Raw genomic sequence first — 16,607 nt, 5'->3', positions numbered from 1 at the left:
GTCGGGGTGTGCGGGCCGGCGGATCAGGTGGATGCGGCCCGGGTGGTGAGTTCGACGAGGGCGCCGATGGCCAGCCGGCGGGCCAGGTCCACCTTGAAGCCGTTGTCGCGCAGTGGCCTGGCCGCCGCGAGTTCGGCGTCCACCGCACGCGCGAAGGCGTCCCCGGTCGTGGACGCCCCGCGCAGCAGGTCCTCGGCCACCCGGGCACGCCACGGGCGGTGCGCGAGCCCGCCGAAGGCGAGCGAGATACGGTCGACGCGGCCGTCACGCACGCTCAGTACGGCTGCGACTGAGGCCAGGGCGAAGGCGTAGGAGGCACGGTCCCGGGCCTTGCGGTAGAGGGAGACTGCACCGGCGGAAGGCGGGGGCAGCACCACTTCCGTGATGAGCTCGCCCGGGCGGATCACCGTGTCCTGGTCGGGGTTGTCGGCGGGCAGCCGGTGGAAGTCGGTCACCTGCACGGTCCGCACTCCCTCGGGTCCGTGCAGCTGGACGGTCGCGTCGAGGGCCGCGAGGGCGACAGCCATGTCCGAGGGGTTGGTGGCGACGCAGTCCTGCGAGTGGCCCAGCACCGCGAGATCGCGGTGCGTTCCCTCCCTGGCTGGGCAGCCCGAGCCGGGAATCCGCTTGTTGCAGGGCTTGGAGACGTCCTGGAAGTACGGGCACCGGGTGCGCTGGAGCAGGTTCCCACCGGTGGTGGCGGTGTTGCGGAGCTGCCCGGACGCGCCTGCCAGCAGGGCCTGCGACAGGGCGGGCCAGTGGTTCCGCACCTCGGGGTGGGCTGCGAGATCGCTGTTGCGTACGGTTGCGCCGATCCGGAGACCGCCGTCGTCCGTCCGTGTCATTCCGTCCAGCGGCAGCCGGCTGACGTCGATGAGCAGGCCGGGCGTCTCCACGCCGAGTTTCATGAGGTCGACGAGGTTGGTGCCGCCGCCGAGGAAGCGTGAGCCGGGGTGCCCGGCGCCCGCTCGGACGGCTTCGGACACGGTTGCGGGGCGCAGGTAGGCGAAGGGTTTCACGGGGCCACGTCCTCGATGGCGTCGACGATGCGCGGGTAGGCGCCGCACCGGCAGAGGTTGCCGCTCATCCGCTCGCGGATCTCGTCCGCGCCGAGCGGAGCCGGCCCCTCGCCGGCGAGCGCAGTCCGCGGGGTCGCGTGCGAGGGGAAGCCGTCCTCGGCCTCACGGAGCATGCCGACGGCGGAGCAGATCTGCCCCGGGGTGCAGTAACCGCACTGGAGCGCGTCCCTCTCCAGGAAGGCCCTCTGCAGCGGATGCAGCCGGTCGCCCTCGGCCAGCCCCTCGACCGTGGTGATGTGGGCGTCCTCCTGGGCGACGGCCAGCAGAAGGCAGCTGTTTGCGCGCCGGCCGTCGACGAGAACCGTGCAGGCTCCGCACTGACCGTGGTCGCAGCCCTTCTTGGCACCGGTGAGACCGAGATGCTCCCTGAGCGCGTCCAGCACGGTGGTCCGGTGATCGAGCGTCAGGGTCCGTTCCGTTCCGTTGACGTACAGGGTGAAGGTGGACCGGTCGACGGGATTCGGCACGTGTGCCTCTTCCGCGTCGGTGATCCCCGGGGTGGCAGCCATGGGTATGTACCTTCCGGGTTCGGACGTGCGGTGGTCACGCGGGTCGGTGGCTCTCCAGCCGCAGGCGGATCTCCTGCTCCTGGTCGCCCGCCGCCGTCCCGACGAGCCGGACGGTGAACGCCTCCGTCAGGTGCTTGCGGAGACGGTCGACCGCCCAGTAGCCACCTTGCGCCTCGACCGTCACCGGGGTGGAGAGCCGCGCGGGCCCGGAGCCCGTCCTGGTCTCGGTGACGTCGACGGTCGCCGTCCACACGGTGGGGCGCGTGTCGGACGCCTCCTCGGGGGCGTCGCTCGCCGGACGGTCGGAGGCGAACGAGCGGCGCAGTACGTCGAACACGGTGCGCGCGTCCTCCTTGGGGCAGCCGGTCACCGCCACCACGACGTCGCCGCTCTCCCGGTGTTCCTGTGTGTGTTCCTGCGTGCTGTTCACCCTGGGTTCCTTTCACTGGGAGCACTGTGGGCGCCCCTGGCGGCCTCCCGCCGCCGGGCGCCGACCGCGTGGCCGGGCGTGGTGCAAGGGCTCGCTGCCGGCCGGAGAGTCCGGTTCGCCCTCGATCCGGACGACGCGGTGTCGTCTCCAGCGGTCCGGGGACTGACTCCAGACTCGCCCCACGGCCCCGTGTCGGCGACACGAGCGAAGGCTCGGACGGGGCGGCCCCGCGATAGATCTCGTACCCGGCGGGAGGCGGGGAAACGTGGGCCTGCCCGCGCCCTGTGCCGGTCCTCGCCTACAGTTCGCGCAGCGCCGGCAGGAGCGTGCTCCGCGCCCACTCGATGAAGGGCCGCTGCTCCGCCCCGCCGATCTGGACGAGGGCGACCTCGGTGAAGCCCGCTTCGCTGTAGGGGCGCACGGCCTCGACGAACGCCTCGACGTCCGGGCCGCACGGGATCGATCCGGCGATGTCGTCCTCGCGGACGAACTTGGTCGCCTGATCGAACGCCGGGGGATTCGGCAGCTCCGAATTGACCTTCCAGCCCCCGAGCGACCACCGGAACTGGTCGTGGGCGCGGGCGATCGCGGTGTCCCGGTCGGTGTCGTAGCAGACGGGCACCTGTCCGACGCGGGGCTTCCCGGCCCCGCCGTGCCGGTCGAACGCGCTGAGCAGCTCGCTCCTGGGTTCGGTCGCGATGACCAGGTCGGCGAGTGCGCCCGCGAGTGCGCAGGAGCGCTCCCCCGAGACCGCGATGCCGACGGGGACCCGCTTTTCGGGCAGGTCCCACAGCTTGGCGTTCTCGACATCGAAGTGGGTGCCGTGGTGGTTGACGTAGTCCCCGTCGAAGAGAGCGCGGATGATGTGCACGGCCTCCTCGAGCATCTCCAGCCGGACATGGGCGGCGGGCCACCCCGCGCCGACCACGTGTTCGTTGAGGCTCTCACCGGATCCGAGGCCGAGCCGGAAACGGCCCTCGGCGAGCAGTTGGAGCGTCGCCGCCTTCTGCGCGACCACAGCCGGGTGGTAGCGGGTCGTCGGGCAGGTCACATACGTCATCAGCGGGATTCTGGAGGTGGCCTGCGCGGCGGCTCCGAGGACCGACCACGCGTAGGGCGCGTGTCCCTGGGAAGCCAGCCAGGGGAAGTAGTGGTCGGAGGTGACGGAGAAGTCGAAGCCGGCCTCCTCCGCGGCGACCACATCCTGGACGAGTGCGCGGGGACCGGCTTGCTCGGTCATCATCGTGTAGCCGATTTGAACCATATGAAACACATTTACCGTGACATCGCCATAAAACATGAATTCATGTCAATGGCTGTCTGTGATCGATTCCCCGGGGTATGCGCCAAGCATGGACGTAACGAACGGAGCATGGGAATCGCTCGCCAGCACCGGCGGAGCCGACGGGCCGGGCGCGGTAGGCGTGATCATCGGCATCGTCGGCCTGTGCGTGGTGCTTCTGCTGCTCGGGGGCTTCTGGTTCGGGATGAGGCGTCGCGACAAGGAATCGCGGCCGCCGCGCCCCGATGAGCAGCCGCTCCGGCCGGACCACCGGACGGAGATCCAGGAGAGCGGCCGACACGGTTCGGACCACTTCCCCGAGAGCGGCCGCGCCCTCACACCGTACGAGCTCAGCGACCACGGTAACGAGGTGATCCCGCCGCCGGAGGACGAGCCCCGGCCGAACTGACCCGCCGTTCCCCCACCGGTCAACGGTGGGTCGCACACGTCCGGGCCCGCCATGGAGCGGGCCCGGACGTGTGCGACGGGGCGGGCCGCGGTCGCGCCCGCCGCGTGTTGCGGGAGTCGCCGAGGCGCATGAGGCTGGTCCTGGCCGCGCGGCACCGAAGAAGTCATGCCGCAGAACCGATAGGGCAGTGGACCATGACTCCTCGCGATCCGCGGACCGCACCGGAACCGGCGGTGCTGAGCGGTGCGAGCGCGCCGTGCTGGGTCCACCTGGTGACCCGCGACCTGGACGACGCTCAGCGCTTCTACGGCGACGTCCTCGGCTGGACGTTCCGTCGCGGGCCGCTGGGCAGGGACTATCTGATGGCACGCTCCGGCGGCGTTCCGGTGGCGGGCATCGGCGCGGTCGCGTCCGCCTACCAGGTGGCCGTGGCCTGGATGCCGTACTTCTCGGTCCGGAACGCCGATGTGGTCGCCTCCCGTATCCGCGAACGCAGTGGCACCGTGGCGGTGGGCCCGCTGACGGTCGGGCAGGGCCGCGCGGTCCTGGCCGCCGACCGGGACGGGGCGTCCTTCGGCGTGTGGGAGTGGACGGGGCGCGCGGCCACGCTCGCGCCGTCCGGCACCCGGGCACACGCCTGGCTCCGGCTCCGCACCAGGGACGCCTTCGACGCCGCCATCTTCTACGGGGAGGTCCTCGGCTGGGAGAGCGGGGAGTCCGGCGGCTGCGAGGTGGCGTACGTGAAGGAGGAGGTGCTCGTACGCTGCAACGGGCGCCCGCTGGCCCGTATCAGCTCCGGCGCGGTGGAGGCCGCTCCCGACCCGCAGGTGCGTCCGCACTGGCAGGTGCAGTTCCCGGTCGCCGATGTCGGCGCGACGGTTTTCGCCGCGGAGCGGAACGGAGGGTCGCTGATGGAACGGCGCGAGGTGCGGTACGGCAGCGAGGCGACGTTGCGGGACCCGGACGGCGGGCTCTTCACCGTGACGGACGTACGCAGCCCGGCGGGCCTGGACGAGGACTGACGGCGTCAGGTACGCAGGTCGGAGTCGGGGGTGTCCGGGGCGTCACCTTTGCCGGCCGGTCGCCCGTCGGCCGCCGTCCCGGGCTATCGCCCACAGCGGGAACACGAACCAGCAGGCCAGGAACCACAGGGCCATCCCGCCCACCAGCCACAGTGCCGCCACGTTGTGCAGTGCCACCCGCAGGATGAGCAGCAGCGTGCTGCACATCGTGCAGAAGAGCAGGCCGAGCCCCAGCTTCGTGAGGCGTGAGGCCCAGGTGACGGTCTGCGGTTTCATCCGGCGTCCGGTCAGCAGCCGGTGGTAGGACACGGGTCCTATCAGCGCGGCGGCGGTTCCCGACCCGAGCATGACGGTCACCACGTAGATGTTCCGGTCGACGGTGGAGAGATCGGCGAAGCGTGGCTGGAAGACCACCGCGAGCAGGAAGCCGAAGAGGATCTGCACGCCGGTCTGCGCGACCCTGAGTTCCTGGAGCAGGTCGCTCCACTGCCGGTCCGCCCTCTCCTCCTCGGTCTCACGCCGTCCGCTGCGCGGGTTGGTGCCCGGCTCGTCTCCCCCGGTCCCGCCATGGCCCGCCGGTGTCTGTCCCATCGCTTCCTCCCCACCTCTCAGAGGTGGTACTGGTTCCCCGCGGAGCCGGAGTGAATCCTGGGACACCGCGTTCGGACCGCCGCGGGACGGCGCGCCTGCCGATGTCCTCCATGGTGGCAGCAGCCTGGAGAAGCACCACCGGTGTTCGAAAGGACAGGCCGGGGAACCGGAGCCGGCCGAGGCCAAACCTCGACGCAGCGTGACAACTCGCCTAGGATCGTCTTACGGCATCGCGCGTCGGTCACCGTCCGGGTGAGGCGTGGAGGTAGCCCGTGAGATGCCCACTGGAGGCATTCCACAGTGTCAGTCGAGTTGAATCACACCATCGTTCACAGCCGGGACAACCGCGAATCCGCCGATTTCCTGGCGCGCATCCTCGGTCTCACCGTCGGAACCGAGTGGGGCCCGTTCATCCCTGTCGTTCTCGCGAACGGGGTCACGCTGGACTTCGCGACCGTGCCCGCCGAGTCGATCACCGTGCAGCACTACGCGTTCCTCATCTCGGAGGCGGAGTTCGACACGGCCTTCGGGCACATCGAGGAGCAGGGGATCGCGTATTACGCCGATCCCCACCGGAAGCACCCCGGCGAGATCAACCACAACGACGGGGGACGCGGGGTGTACTTCCCCGATCCGAGCGGTCACGGGATGGAGATCATCACCCGTCCGTACGGCGGCTGGTCGTAGCGGGTCCCCGTTCTTGGAAAGCCCGGACAGTCCGGACGGCCCCGCCGCGATCAGGGATCCGGCCGGGCCGTCCGGCTCAGGTGCCCTCGTCGGTCATGAGCATCAGCTCGGGCCGGTCCCACCTCACCGCGGGCGGGCGGGCCTCGACGGTGCCGGTGCGTTCGGCGCCCACACCGCGGTAGAAACCCTCGGCCGGCGGGTGCGCGACCACGCGTACGGCGGCCAGGCCGGCACGGCGCGCCTCCTCGCGCAGGTGGCCGATGAGGAGCCGCCCGATGCCGCGCCCCTGGGCGCCGTCGGCGACGAACATCAGGTCGAGTTCAGGCGGGGACAGGACCAGCGCGTAGAACCCGAGCACCCGGCCTCCGTCGTCCACGGCCACGTGGACGGCGTGTGCCTCGATGTAGTCCGGGCCGACCCTGTACCCCTCGACCATGTGCGCGTACGGGCCCTCGTAGGCGCGTGAGGTCGTGACCAGGCGGGTGAGCCGCTTGGCGTCGCGCGCGACGGCCCGCCTGATCCGGACGCCGGCGCACCGGTCCGTGATGCGCGATCTCATACGGGGAGTATCACGCACTCCGGGCACACGGCGGCACGGAGGTACTCAGTGTCCGCGCCGCCCGGCCCGCCACTCCCCCACGACCGCGTCGATGTCGAACGGCGTGAGGTTCAGCGGCGGGCCCTCCGGCGGCCTGACGAGTGCCTCGCGGATCTGCCGGTCCACCCATGTCTCGAAGCTGACCCCTGCGGGTTTGCGCTCGGTCACCGCGTGCCCCTCTCGCAAGTCGTGCCGGACAGCTCCGTGTCAGGCCGGGCACGTCCGGTCCGGTGTCCTCGACGATACCGGGAGGGTTCCCGGCATGAACGGCGTCCAGGGGGTTACACGCCTGGTGCACGCAGCCCGGCCGTACACCGGACCGGGCTCGAAACGGAAGGGGTTGACGAGAGTGGAACAGCACGACGCACCGACCGCGAGCCGACGGGAGCGTCGGCCATGACGACCGTGCTGATCATCGTCGCCGTCGTCCTGGTGGCAGCGCTCGCCTTCTTCCTCGTCCGGGGCCGCAGGACCGGCGGGCGCGGACTGCAGCGCCGCTTCGGACCCGAGTACGACCGGACGGTCGCCCGTCATGACGGCGATACCAAAGCGGCCGAGCACGAACTGTCCGAGCGGGTGAAGCTGCACGGCTCCCTCTCCGAGCGGCCCCTGCGGCCCGAGGCCCGCGAGGCGTACGCCCGCCGCTGGGCCGAGGTGCAGGAACGGTTCATCGACTCCCCCAGGGACGCGGTCGTCGAGGCCGACGCGCTTCTGGCACAGCTCGCGCGTGACCGGGGCTTCCCGGACGGCGACAGCTTCCAGGAGCAGACGGACGCGCTCTCGGTCCACCACGCCGCACAGGTCGACGGTTACCGCAGGGTGCACACGGCCGTGCGCGGCCAGGGGGGCACGGAGGAGATGCGGAAGGCCCTGATCGAGTCCCGGGCGCTCTTCGACGTACTTCTCGCGGACACAGCGGACGAGCCGGCCCGGACGGACCGGCATGAGGCGAAAGGCGGTGCAGCAGCATGACCGACCACACCGAGCGCACTACGGAGCCCGTCTTCATCACGGAGCCCCGGAACACCGGCACCCCGGTGTCCGCACCTGAGAGGGGACTTCGGAACCCGCCGGGCAGGTCACCCGGCACGGCGGCCGACAGCACGCCCGGCGACAGCAAGGGCCTCGGGCCGAAGCTCACGGGCCATGGCGACCTCGGCGTGCCTCCCGCCCCCCGGGAGGCCCCGGACACGCCGTCCGCCGAGCGGGCCGGCCGCCACGAGGCCGTCGGCGCCGAGCGACATCTGGTTCCCCGGGGCGAACGCGATGAGCTGTCCCGGCGCATGCAGCAGGCGGTCACCGACTTCGTCGAGAGCCCCCGCCGGGCGGTCGAGGAGGCCGACAGCACGTTCGACCAGATCGTGTCCGGGCTGACCGAGGCCCTCACGGAACGCAAGCGGGTACTGCGCGCCGGATGGCAGGGACAGGACACAGAGGCGCAGACGGAGGAGTTGCGGGTGGCGCTTCAGCGCTACCGCGACATCAGCGAACAGCTGTTGAAGATCTGAGCGGCCCCGTCGCCGCTCACCGGCCCGGGCCCGCGTCCCTGCGACGCGGCCCCGGGCCGGCCCCTGCCGCGGGCAGTCCGTCAGACGGCGACGGCCAGGTCGGCACGGAGCCGCTCGGCCACCGCCGGGGGAAGGCGCAGCGCCTTGCTCAGGTAGCCGTCGAGTCCGCCCCAGCGCTCATCCATCGCGTCCAGGGCCGCCTCGAGGTAGCGGGGCCGGGCCTCGATGACCGCATAGGCGATGTCCGGGTCACCGCCGTCGGCGAGGAAGCGCCGTACTGCGGGCCCGAAGGCTGCGCGCACCGCCTGGTTCACAGCGAGGAACTCCGCGCGTACGGCATCACGCGGTGCGCCCGCCATCATCAGCAGCAGCGCGGTGGCCCAGCCGGTCCTGTCCTTGCCCGTCGCACAGTGGAAGAGCAGCGGTCTCGCCCGGGGGTCGGCGACGGTGTCCAGGAAGGCGCGGTAGGCGGCCGACGCCCCCGGTGAGAGGACCATCCTCCGGTACGTCTGTGCGAACAGCTCCTCGGCCCGCCCGCCGCCGAGTACGCGCGCTGCTCCGTCCGGGTCACCGAGCAGCGCCTTGAGCCGCGCCGGCGCGACCCCCGGATCGTCGCCGAGGACGTCGGCCACGAAGAGCCTCGCCCCCGCAGGAAGCCGGTCCGGCGCCCATCGGCGCTCGTCGGCGGTGCGCAGGTCGACGACGGTGCGGATGCCGAGTGCGGCCACCGCCATGTCGTGCTGCTCGAATTCGCTCAGCTGACCCGAGCGCAGAAGGATGCCCTGCCGCAGGCGGCGGCCGCGGCCCAGGGCGATACCGCCCAGATCGCGCAGGTTGATGACGGTTGACGCGGGGACGGCCCGGGCGGTCTGCACGATGAACTGCCTCTTTCCCGACAGACTGCAGGTCGGAATCAACGTCGCACGGCGTGCGGATATCGACAAAGGGAACGTGAGGTACCGGGGCGGCGCACGAGGGGGATCAGTCGGCGAGGACGCGTGTCTTCTGCTCCGCGAATTCGGCGTCGGTGAGAACACCGCGCTGCCTCAAATCGGCGAGCCGCTCCAGCAGCGTGATGACGTCGTCCCCGCCGTCCGCCGGGACCCGCTCGTGTGCCAGGAGCCGGCCGCCCGCCCCCTGGACCGCCCGGGTGAGAGGTACCGACCAGAGGTCCTCCCACACGATCAGCGCGGCGGAGCTCTCCTCCGGCAGACGTTCGAGCGCATCGAGTTCGGTGATCTGCGGCATCCCGGCCGGCCGGTCGTCCGGCGGATCGAACGGCACCAGGCCCTGGGGGTCCATCTCCCGCAGACCGACAGGCTCCAGGGCGCCGCCCGCCACGCTGCGGGCAAAGGCCAGATCGAGGATGCGTACCGTCTCGGACGCGACGGCGTCGGCCAATACGGGCGCGATGGCGTCGGCGAAACGGCCACCGGGAAAGGTGACGACGAGGTACTCCACAGGTCCCACGGCCACGGTGCGTCCTTCCCCTGAGGTGATGGATCAGCAGCAGCTTAACTTCGGACGATCAGTAACGCACTGTGAAAAACAATGACAAACAGGCCGTCGAGTGTCATGGCGGCTGCCCTGCCGTGCCCGGACCGCCCCTCGGCGGCACGCCGGCATCAGGGCGAGGGAGGTCGCCGACCGGTCAGGAATGAAGAAGCGAAAGCCTCCCGCCGCCCGTAGCGTCGTTCGTACGGAGATCAACGATGTCGGGTCCGCGCAGGTGATTGCGCCCCGGCCCGCGCCGCTGGTCTGCTGGACCACGACCGTTGCCGCGAGCGCGCGGGCGACGCCGACGGCGACCGCGCAGGCGGCCCCGCGAACGGATGGAGAGACGACGAGCATGACCACGAGTACGGACACGGGGTCGCCCGCGCCGCATGTTTCCGACAGCCACGATCTGATCCGCGTGCACGGTGCCCGTGTGAACAACCTCAAGGACGTCAGCGTCGAGATCCCGAAACGCCGGCTGACGGTGTTCACCGGCGTCTCGGGCTCGGGCAAGAGCTCGCTGGTGTTCAGCACGATCGCGGCCGAGTCGCAGCGGATGATCAACGAGACCTACAGCGCCTTCGTCCAGGGCTTCATGCCGGCTCTGGCGCGGCCCGAGGTCGACGTACTCGAGGGGCTGACGACGGCGATCATCGTCGACCAGCAGCGGCTGGGAGCCGACCCGCGCTCCACGGTCGGCACCGTCACCGACGCCAACGCGATGCTGCGCATCCTCTTCTCCCGCCTCGGCAGACCGCACATCGGGCCGCCGGGGGCGTACGCCTTCAACGTCCCGTCGGTCAGGGCGAGCGGGGCGATCACCGTGGAGCGGGGCAACAAGAAGACGGTGAAGGCGACCTTCAACCGCACCGGCGGCATGTGTACCCGCTGCGAGGGCCGGGGCACGGTCTCCGACATCGACCTCACCCAGCTCTACGACGCCTCCAAGTCGCTCGCCGAGGGGGCCTTCACCATCCCCGGCTGGAAGTCGGACAGCTTCTGGACCGTGCGGGTCTACGCCGAGTCGGGGCTCCTCGACCCGGACAAGCCGATCAGCGAGTTCTCCGAGCAGGAGATGCGGGACTTCCTCCACCGGGAGCCGACCAAGGTCAAGGTCGAGGGCGTGAACCTCACCTACGAGGGACTGATCCCCAAGATCCAGAAGTCGTTCCTGTCCAAGGACAAGGAGGCGATGCAGCCGCACATCCGGGCGTTCGTGGACCGGGCGGTCACGTTCACCACCTGTCCGGACTGCGGAGGCACCCGGCTCAGCGAGGGCGCACGGTCGTCGAAGATCAAGCGCATCAGCATCGCCGACGCCTGTGCGATGCAGATCAGCGATCTGGCCACCTGGGTACGCGGTCTCGACGAGCCGTCGGTGGCGCCGCTGCTCGCGGCGCTGCGCCGCACCCTCGACTCCTTCGTGGAGATCGGCCTCGGTTACCTCTCGCTCGACCGGTCGTCGGGCACGCTCTCGGGTGGCGAGGCGCAACGCGTCAAGATGATCCGTCACCTCGGCTCCTCGCTCACCGACGTCACCTACGTCTTCGACGAGCCCACCATCGGTCTGCACCCCCACGACATCGAGCGGATGAACAAGCTGCTGCTGCGGCTGCGGGACAAGGGCAACACCGTGCTCGTCGTGGAACACAAGCCGGAGACGATCGCCATCGCCGACCACATCGTCGACCTCGGTCCCGGCGCGGGGTCCGCGGGCGGCACGGTCTGCTTCGAGGGCACCGTCGCGGGACTTCGGGCGGGCGACACCGTCACCGGCCGTCATTTCGACGACCGGGCGGCCCTCAAGGAGACGGTGCGCAAACCCACCGGCGCCCTGGAGATCCGAGGCGCGAACGCGCACAACCTGCGCGATGTCGACGTCGACGTCCCGCTCGGTGTACTGACCGTCGTCACAGGCGTCGCGGGCTCGGGCAAGAGCTCGCTCGTGCACGGGTCGATCCCTCCGGGCGAGAACGTGGTGTCGGTCGACCAGAGCGCGATCCGCGGCTCACGGCGCAGCAACCCGGCGACGTACACGGGGCTGCTCGACCCGATCCGCAAGGCGTTCGCGAAGGCCAACGGGGTGAAGCCGGCGCTGTTCAGCGCCAACTCCGAGGGGGCCTGTCCCGAGTGCAACGGCGCAGGCGTCGTCTACACCGACCTGGGGATGATGGCCGGCGTCGCCACGACGTGCGAGGAGTGCGAGGGCAAGCGGTTCCAGCCCGCGGTGCTGGAGTACCGCTTCGGCGGACGGGACATCAGCGAGGTGCTCGCCATGCCGGTGACCGAGGCGGCGGAGTTCTTCGGCGACGGCGAGGCCCACACGCCCGCCGCGCACCGCATCCTGCGTCGGCTCGCCGACGTGGGGCTCGGTTATCTCAGCCTCGGCCAGCCGCTCACCACGCTGTCGGGCGGCGAGCGGCAGCGGCTCAGGCTGGCCACCCACATGGCGGACAAGGGCGGCGTCTACGTCCTGGACGAGCCGACCGCCGGCCTTCACCTCGCCGATGTCCGGCAGTTGCTCGGCCTGCTCGACCGGCTCGTCGACTCGGGCAAGTCGGTCGTCGTCGTCGAGCACCACCAGGCGGTCATGGCGCACGCCGACTGGATCATCGACCTCGGTCCCGGCGCGGGTCACGACGGGGGCCGGATCGTCTTCGAGGGCACACCCGCCGACCTCGTGGCCGGCCGCTCCACCCTCACCGGCGAGCACCTCGCGGCCTACGTAGGCGCCTGAGCGAGGCGGCCCGGTGCCAACCCCCTTGCCCGGCGTCGGGCTTCGCCTCCGGCCCCGTGAAGGACAAGGACGCTCCAGCCAGGGGATTCCTCTCATTTCGGAGAGTGCAAGGTCACAGCCGGTGGCCCTGCTGCTCGTCAGAGTGCTGACCTAGCATCTGAGCATGACGGTCCAGCCTGCTGACGGGCTTTCTCCGGCCACCGAGTTCCCCGGTCCTTCCCACGATCAGTGGCAGAGCCTCGTCGAAGGCGTACTGCGACGTTCGGGCAAGGACTTCAGGGGCGCGGCCGCCGAGGAAGCGCTGTCCACCGCACTCGGGGACGGGCTCACAGTCCGCCCTCTGTACACCTCCGCCGACGCCTCGCCGGACCCCGGTCTGCCCGGCTTCGCACCCTTCACCCGGGGCAGCAGGGTCACGGGCAGCACCGCGGACGGCTGGGACGTGCGCCAGCGCCACGAACTGGCCGATCCCGTGCGCCTGAACGAGGCCGTACTGGGGGACCTGGAGAACGGCGTCACGTCGCTCTGGCTCGCCGTCGGCGGGCCCGGCGGCGTTCCGGTCTCCGGCCTCGCCCGTGCACTCGAAGGTGTCCATCTCGACCTCGCGCCCGTCGCGCTCGACGCGGGCGCCGATCCCGGGCCCGCCGTCCGCGAGCTGCTGGGGCTTTACGAGGCCCGCGGAGTCGCGAAGGGGGCCGTGCGCGGCAGCCTCGGGGTGGATCCGCTCGGTCAGTCGGCGCGCACGGGCACGGAGCCGGACGCGGCGTCCGCCGTCCACTGGGCGCGGCTGTGCTCCCACGAGTACCCCGGGCTGCGCGCCCTGGCCGTGGACGCACTGCCGTACCACGAGGCGGGCGGCTCCGCCGCCGAGGAGCTGGGGCTCTCGCTGGCCACCGGTGTCGCCTATCTGCGGGAGCTGACGGCCGCGGGACTCTCCGTGGAAGAGGCCTGCGCACAGCTGGAGTTCCGGTACGCGGCGACCGCCGACCAGTTCCTGACGATCGCGAAGCTGCGCGCGGCGAGGCGGCTGTGGGCCCGTGTCGCCGAGGTCTGCGGGGCCCCGGCCGCCGGTGCGCAGCGGCAGCACGCCGTGACGTCGCCGGTGATGATGACGCGCCGTGACCCATGGGTGAACATGCTGAGGACGACGCTTGCCTGTCTGGGCGCGGGTGTCGGCGGAGCCGAGTCGGTCACCGTACTGCCGTTCGATCACTCACTGGGCCTGCCGGACGCGTTCGCCCGGCGGATCGCCCGCAACACCTCGACGATCCTCGTGGAGGAGTCGCATCTGGCGCGGGTGACGGACCCCGCGGGCGGTTCCTGGTACGTCGAGCGGCTGACCGATGAACTCGCCGCGGCGGCCTGGGTGTTCTTCCAGGAGGTCGAGAAGGCGGGCGGCCAGGCCGCCGCCCTTCGCTCCGGCATGGTCCGGGAACGGCTCGCGGCCACCTGGGCGGCCCGGAGCAGGGATCTGGCGCGGCGCAAGGAGCCGGTGACCGGGGTGAGCGAATTCCCGGCCCTCCACGAGCGGCCGGTGGAGCGCGAGCCCGCGCCCGCCGGGCCGCCGGCCGGCGGGCTGCCCAGGGTCCGGCGTGACGAGGCGTTCGAGGCGCTGCGGGCCAGGTCCGACGCGCACCTCGCGGCCACGGGCAGCCGCCCCAGGGTGTTCATGGCCGCGCTGGGGCCCGCCTCTGTGCACACCGCGCGGGCCTCCTTCGCGGCGAACCTCTTCCTGTCCGGTGGCATCGAGCCCGTCCACGAACCGGTGTCCGTGGACGCGTCGACCGCTGCCGCCGCCTTCGAGGCCAGTGGGGCGACGATCGCCTGCCTTTGCTCGACGGACACGCTCTACGCCGAACAGGGCGACACCGTCGCCTCCGCCCTCAGGGCCGCCGGCGCCGAGCAGATCTTCCTGGCCGGGCGGCCGGGCGAGTACGCCGGCGCAGACGTCCACGTGTTCGCCGGCTGCGACGTTGTCGCCGTCCTCTCCTCCGAACTCGACCGCATGGGAGTGGCGTGATGCAGACCCCCGAGACAACCACCGTGTCTCCCGGGACCCCCGTACCGGACTTCTCCGACGTCGCGCTGACCGGCGGAGCCTCCACCGGGGCCACCGAGGAGCAGTGGCACGCCGCGGTGAAGGAGTCGGGCGGCCTGTCCGAGGACGAGCTGCTCTGGGAGACTCCGGAGGGCATCGAGGTCAAGCCGCTGTACACGGGGCGGGACCTGGAAGGGCTGGACTTCCTCGGGACCTATCCGGGCATCGCGCCCTATCTGCGCGGCCCGTACCCGACGATGTACGTCAACCAGCCCTGGACGATCCGTCAGTACGCGGGATTCTCCACGGCCGAGGAGTCCAACGCCTTCTACCGGCGGAACCTCGCCGCCGGACAGAAGGGTCTGTCCATCGCGTTCGACCTGCCCACCCACCGCGGCTACGACAGCGACCACCCCAGGGTGACGGGTGATGTCGGCATGGCGGGCGTGGCGATCGACTCGATCTACGACATGCGGCAGCTCTTCGACGGCATCCCGCTGGACAGGATGTCGGTGTCCATGACGATGAACGGCGCGGTGCTGCCCGTACTCGCCCTGTACATCGTCGCCGCGGAGGAGCAGGGCGTCGCGCCCGAAAAGCTGGCCGGGACCATTCAGAACGACATCCTCAAGGAGTTCATGGTCCGCAACACCTACATCTATCCGCCAGGCCCCTCGATGCGGATCATCTCCGACATCTTCGCTTTCACCTCGCAGAAGATGCCGCGCTACAACTCGATCTCCATCTCCGGCTACCACATCCAGGAGGCCGGTGCGACGGCCGATCTGGAGCTGGCGTACACGCTGGCCGACGGCGTGGAATACCTGCGGGCGGGGCAGGCCGCGGGCCTGGATGTGGACGCGTTCGCCCCGCGCCTCTCGTTCTTCTGGGCGATCGGCATGAACTTCTTCATGGAGATCGCGAAGCTGCGGGCGGCGCGGCTGCTGTGGGCGAGGCTGGTCGAGCAGTTCGGGCCGAAGAACGCCAAGTCTCTGTCGCTGCGTACCCATTCACAGACCTCCGGCTGGTCGCTGACCGCGCAGGACGTGTTCAACAACGTGACGCGCACCTGTGTCGAGGCGATGGCGGCGACCCAGGGGCACACCCAGTCGCTGCACACCAACGCACTCGACGAGGCGCTGGCCCTGCCGACGGACTTCTCGGCGCGTATCGCCCGCAACACCCAGCTGCTGCTCCAGCAGGAGTCCGGCACCTGCCGGGTCATCGACCCGTGGGGCGGCAGCGCGTACGTGGAGAGGCTGACGCACGATCTGGCGGAGCGGGCCTGGAAGCACATCGAGGAGGTCGAGGCGGCCGGCGGCATGGCGAAGGCCATCGACGCGGGCATCCCGAAGCTCCGGATCGAGGAGGCCGCGGCCCGCACGCAGGCGCGGATCGACGCCGGACGCCAGCCCGTCATCGGCGTGAACAAGTACCGGGTGGAGACCGACGAGAAGATCGACGTGCTCAAGGTCGACAACTCCTCGGTACGCGCCCAGCAGGTGGAGAAGCTGCGCCGGCTGCGCGAGGAGCGTGACGAGGCGGCCTGCCAGGACGCCCTGGCCGCCCTGACCGCAGCGGCTGAGCGGGACCCCGGGCCGGGACTGGAAGGCAACCTGCTGGCGCTGGCCGTCGACGCCGCCCGGGCGATGGCCACGGTCGGGGAGATCTCGGACGCGCTGGAGAAGGTGTACGGCAGGCACGCGGGCCAGATCCGTACGATCTCCGGGGTGTACCGCAAAGAGGCAGGAGAGTCCCCGTCCGTGGACCGCACCCGCACGCTGGTCGAAGACTTCGAGGAGGCGGAGGGACGGCGTCCGCGCATTCTCGTCGCCAAGATGGGCCAGGACGGACACGACCGCGGCCAGAAGGTGATCGCGACGGCCTTCGCCGACCTCGGCTTCGACGTCGACGTCGGCCCGCTGTTCCAGACGCCCGGCGAGGTCGCCCGGCAGGCGGTCGAGGCGGACGTGCACATCGTGGGCGTCTCCTCGCTCGCCGCCGGCCACCTCACGCTCGTGCCCGCGCTGCGTGAGGAGCTGGCATCGGAGGGCCGGGAGGACATCATGATCGTGGTGGGCGGGGTGATTCCGCCGCAGGACATCGACGCGCTGCACGAGGCGGGGGCCGCCGCGGTGTTCCCGCCGGGCACCGTGATCCCGGACGCCGCCCATGACCTGGTCACGCGGCTCGGTGCCGCGCTCGGCCACGAGCTGTGAG

At 71.0% G+C, this 16,607-nt stretch carries 17 protein-coding genes; 8 read left to right on the top strand and 9 right to left on the bottom strand.

Features of this window, described 5'->3' with window-relative positions; genetic code table 11:
- Positions 1-23: 23 nt before the first annotated feature.
- The 4 genes from BFF76_RS02810 to BFF76_RS02795 all read right to left on the bottom strand — a co-directional run bounded on the left by BFF76_RS02810 (position 24) and on the right by BFF76_RS02795 (position 3,282).
- Positions 24-1,019: an FAD binding domain-containing protein gene (locus BFF76_RS02810; RefSeq protein WP_031095904.1), complete on the bottom strand. Its 996-nt coding sequence runs from the start codon at positions 1,017-1,019 to the stop codon at positions 24-26.
- On the bottom strand, positions 1,016-1,588 hold the full coding sequence (locus BFF76_RS02805) for a 2Fe-2S iron-sulfur cluster-binding protein (protein WP_065847058.1): 573 nt from the start codon (positions 1,586-1,588) through the stop codon (positions 1,016-1,018). The genes BFF76_RS02810 and BFF76_RS02805 overlap by 4 nt, the downstream gene beginning before the upstream one ends.
- Positions 1,589-1,622: 34 nt before the next feature.
- The gene (locus BFF76_RS02800) at positions 1,623-2,018 is read right to left on the bottom strand and encodes a hypothetical protein (RefSeq protein WP_031095901.1); all 396 of its coding nucleotides are present in this window, start codon (positions 2,016-2,018) and stop codon (positions 1,623-1,625) included.
- 298 nt (positions 2,019-2,316) lie between these two features.
- Positions 2,317-3,282, bottom strand: a complete 966-nt coding sequence (locus BFF76_RS02795) for an LLM class F420-dependent oxidoreductase (RefSeq protein ID WP_031095899.1) — start codon at positions 3,280-3,282, stop codon at positions 2,317-2,319.
- Between the two features lie 88 nt (positions 3,283-3,370).
- On the opposite strand from BFF76_RS02795, the gene BFF76_RS02790 reads away from it, so the two are divergent.
- Both BFF76_RS02790 and BFF76_RS02785 read left to right on the top strand, forming a co-directional pair.
- Positions 3,371-3,709 (top strand): DUF6479 family protein, encoded by a 339-nt coding sequence (locus BFF76_RS02790; RefSeq protein WP_031095898.1) that lies wholly within the window; start codon positions 3,371-3,373, stop codon positions 3,707-3,709.
- Between the two features lie 194 nt (positions 3,710-3,903).
- Positions 3,904-4,731: a VOC family protein gene (locus tag BFF76_RS02785; protein ID WP_031095895.1), complete on the top strand. Its 828-nt coding sequence runs from the start codon at positions 3,904-3,906 to the stop codon at positions 4,729-4,731.
- 42 nt (positions 4,732-4,773) lie between these two features.
- Here the strand turns inward: BFF76_RS02785 and BFF76_RS02780 are convergent, their stop codons facing one another.
- A complete protein-coding gene (locus BFF76_RS02780) occupies positions 4,774-5,322 on the bottom strand; it encodes a DUF6328 family protein (RefSeq protein WP_051834660.1) in 549 nt (182 codons plus the stop codon).
- 300 nt (positions 5,323-5,622) lie between these two features.
- Here BFF76_RS02780 and BFF76_RS02775 point away from each other — a divergent pair, with 300 nt between their 5' ends.
- A complete protein-coding gene (locus tag BFF76_RS02775; RefSeq protein ID WP_031095891.1) occupies positions 5,623-6,009 on the top strand; it encodes a VOC family protein in 387 nt (128 codons plus the stop codon).
- A gap of 76 nt (positions 6,010-6,085) precedes the next feature.
- Here the strand turns inward: BFF76_RS02775 and BFF76_RS02770 are convergent, their stop codons facing one another.
- Together BFF76_RS02770 and BFF76_RS32840 are read right to left on the bottom strand one after the other, a co-directional pair.
- Positions 6,086-6,568: a GNAT family N-acetyltransferase gene (locus tag BFF76_RS02770; protein WP_053930086.1), complete on the bottom strand. Its 483-nt coding sequence runs from the start codon at positions 6,566-6,568 to the stop codon at positions 6,086-6,088.
- A 45-nt stretch (positions 6,569-6,613) separates the two neighbouring features.
- A complete protein-coding gene (locus BFF76_RS32840; RefSeq protein WP_167359464.1) occupies positions 6,614-6,775 on the bottom strand; it encodes a hypothetical protein in 162 nt (53 codons plus the stop codon).
- Between the two features lie 228 nt (positions 6,776-7,003).
- Here BFF76_RS32840 and BFF76_RS02765 point away from each other — a divergent pair, with 228 nt between their 5' ends.
- Both BFF76_RS02765 and BFF76_RS02760 read left to right on the top strand, forming a co-directional pair.
- Positions 7,004-7,579, top strand: a complete 576-nt coding sequence (locus BFF76_RS02765; protein ID WP_031095885.1) for a hypothetical protein — start codon at positions 7,004-7,006, stop codon at positions 7,577-7,579.
- The gene (locus tag BFF76_RS02760) at positions 7,576-8,115 is read left to right on the top strand and encodes a hypothetical protein (protein WP_031095883.1); all 540 of its coding nucleotides are present in this window, start codon (positions 7,576-7,578) and stop codon (positions 8,113-8,115) included. Before BFF76_RS02765 ends, BFF76_RS02760 begins: the two co-directional genes overlap by 4 nt.
- 80 nt (positions 8,116-8,195) lie before the next feature.
- On the opposite strand, the gene BFF76_RS02755 is transcribed toward BFF76_RS02760, so the two are convergent.
- Positions 8,196-8,990, bottom strand: a complete 795-nt coding sequence (locus tag BFF76_RS02755) for a tyrosine-protein phosphatase (RefSeq protein ID WP_031095880.1) — start codon at positions 8,988-8,990, stop codon at positions 8,196-8,198.
- 106 nt (positions 8,991-9,096) lie between these two features.
- Entirely contained in the window at positions 9,097-9,591 is a 495-nt protein-coding gene (locus BFF76_RS02750) for a DUF6325 family protein (RefSeq protein ID WP_031095878.1), read from the bottom strand.
- A gap of 373 nt (positions 9,592-9,964) precedes the next feature.
- Here BFF76_RS02750 and BFF76_RS02745 point away from each other — a divergent pair, with 373 nt between their 5' ends.
- The 3 genes from BFF76_RS02745 (at position 9,965) to scpA (ending at position 16,606) form a co-directional block, all read left to right on the top strand.
- Positions 9,965-12,349, top strand: coding sequence for an ATP-binding cassette domain-containing protein (locus tag BFF76_RS02745; protein WP_065847056.1), 2,385 nt, complete (start codon positions 9,965-9,967; stop codon positions 12,347-12,349).
- 163 nt (positions 12,350-12,512) lie between these two features.
- A complete protein-coding gene (gene mutA / locus BFF76_RS02740) occupies positions 12,513-14,369 on the top strand; it encodes a methylmalonyl-CoA mutase small subunit (protein WP_065847054.1) in 1,857 nt (618 codons plus the stop codon).
- Positions 14,369-16,606, top strand: a complete 2,238-nt coding sequence (gene scpA / locus BFF76_RS02735) for a methylmalonyl-CoA mutase (RefSeq protein WP_051834659.1) — start codon at positions 14,369-14,371, stop codon at positions 16,604-16,606. Before mutA ends, scpA begins: the two co-directional genes overlap by 1 nt.
- The last annotated feature ends 1 nt before the right edge of the window (position 16,607 follow it).

Origin of the sequence: Streptomyces mutomycini (assembly GCF_001700505.1) — a bacterium.
Classification (GTDB): Bacteria; Actinomycetota; Actinomycetes; order Streptomycetales; family Streptomycetaceae; genus Streptomyces; species Streptomyces mutomycini.
This window is presented reverse-complemented; position numbering and strand designations above follow the sequence as displayed.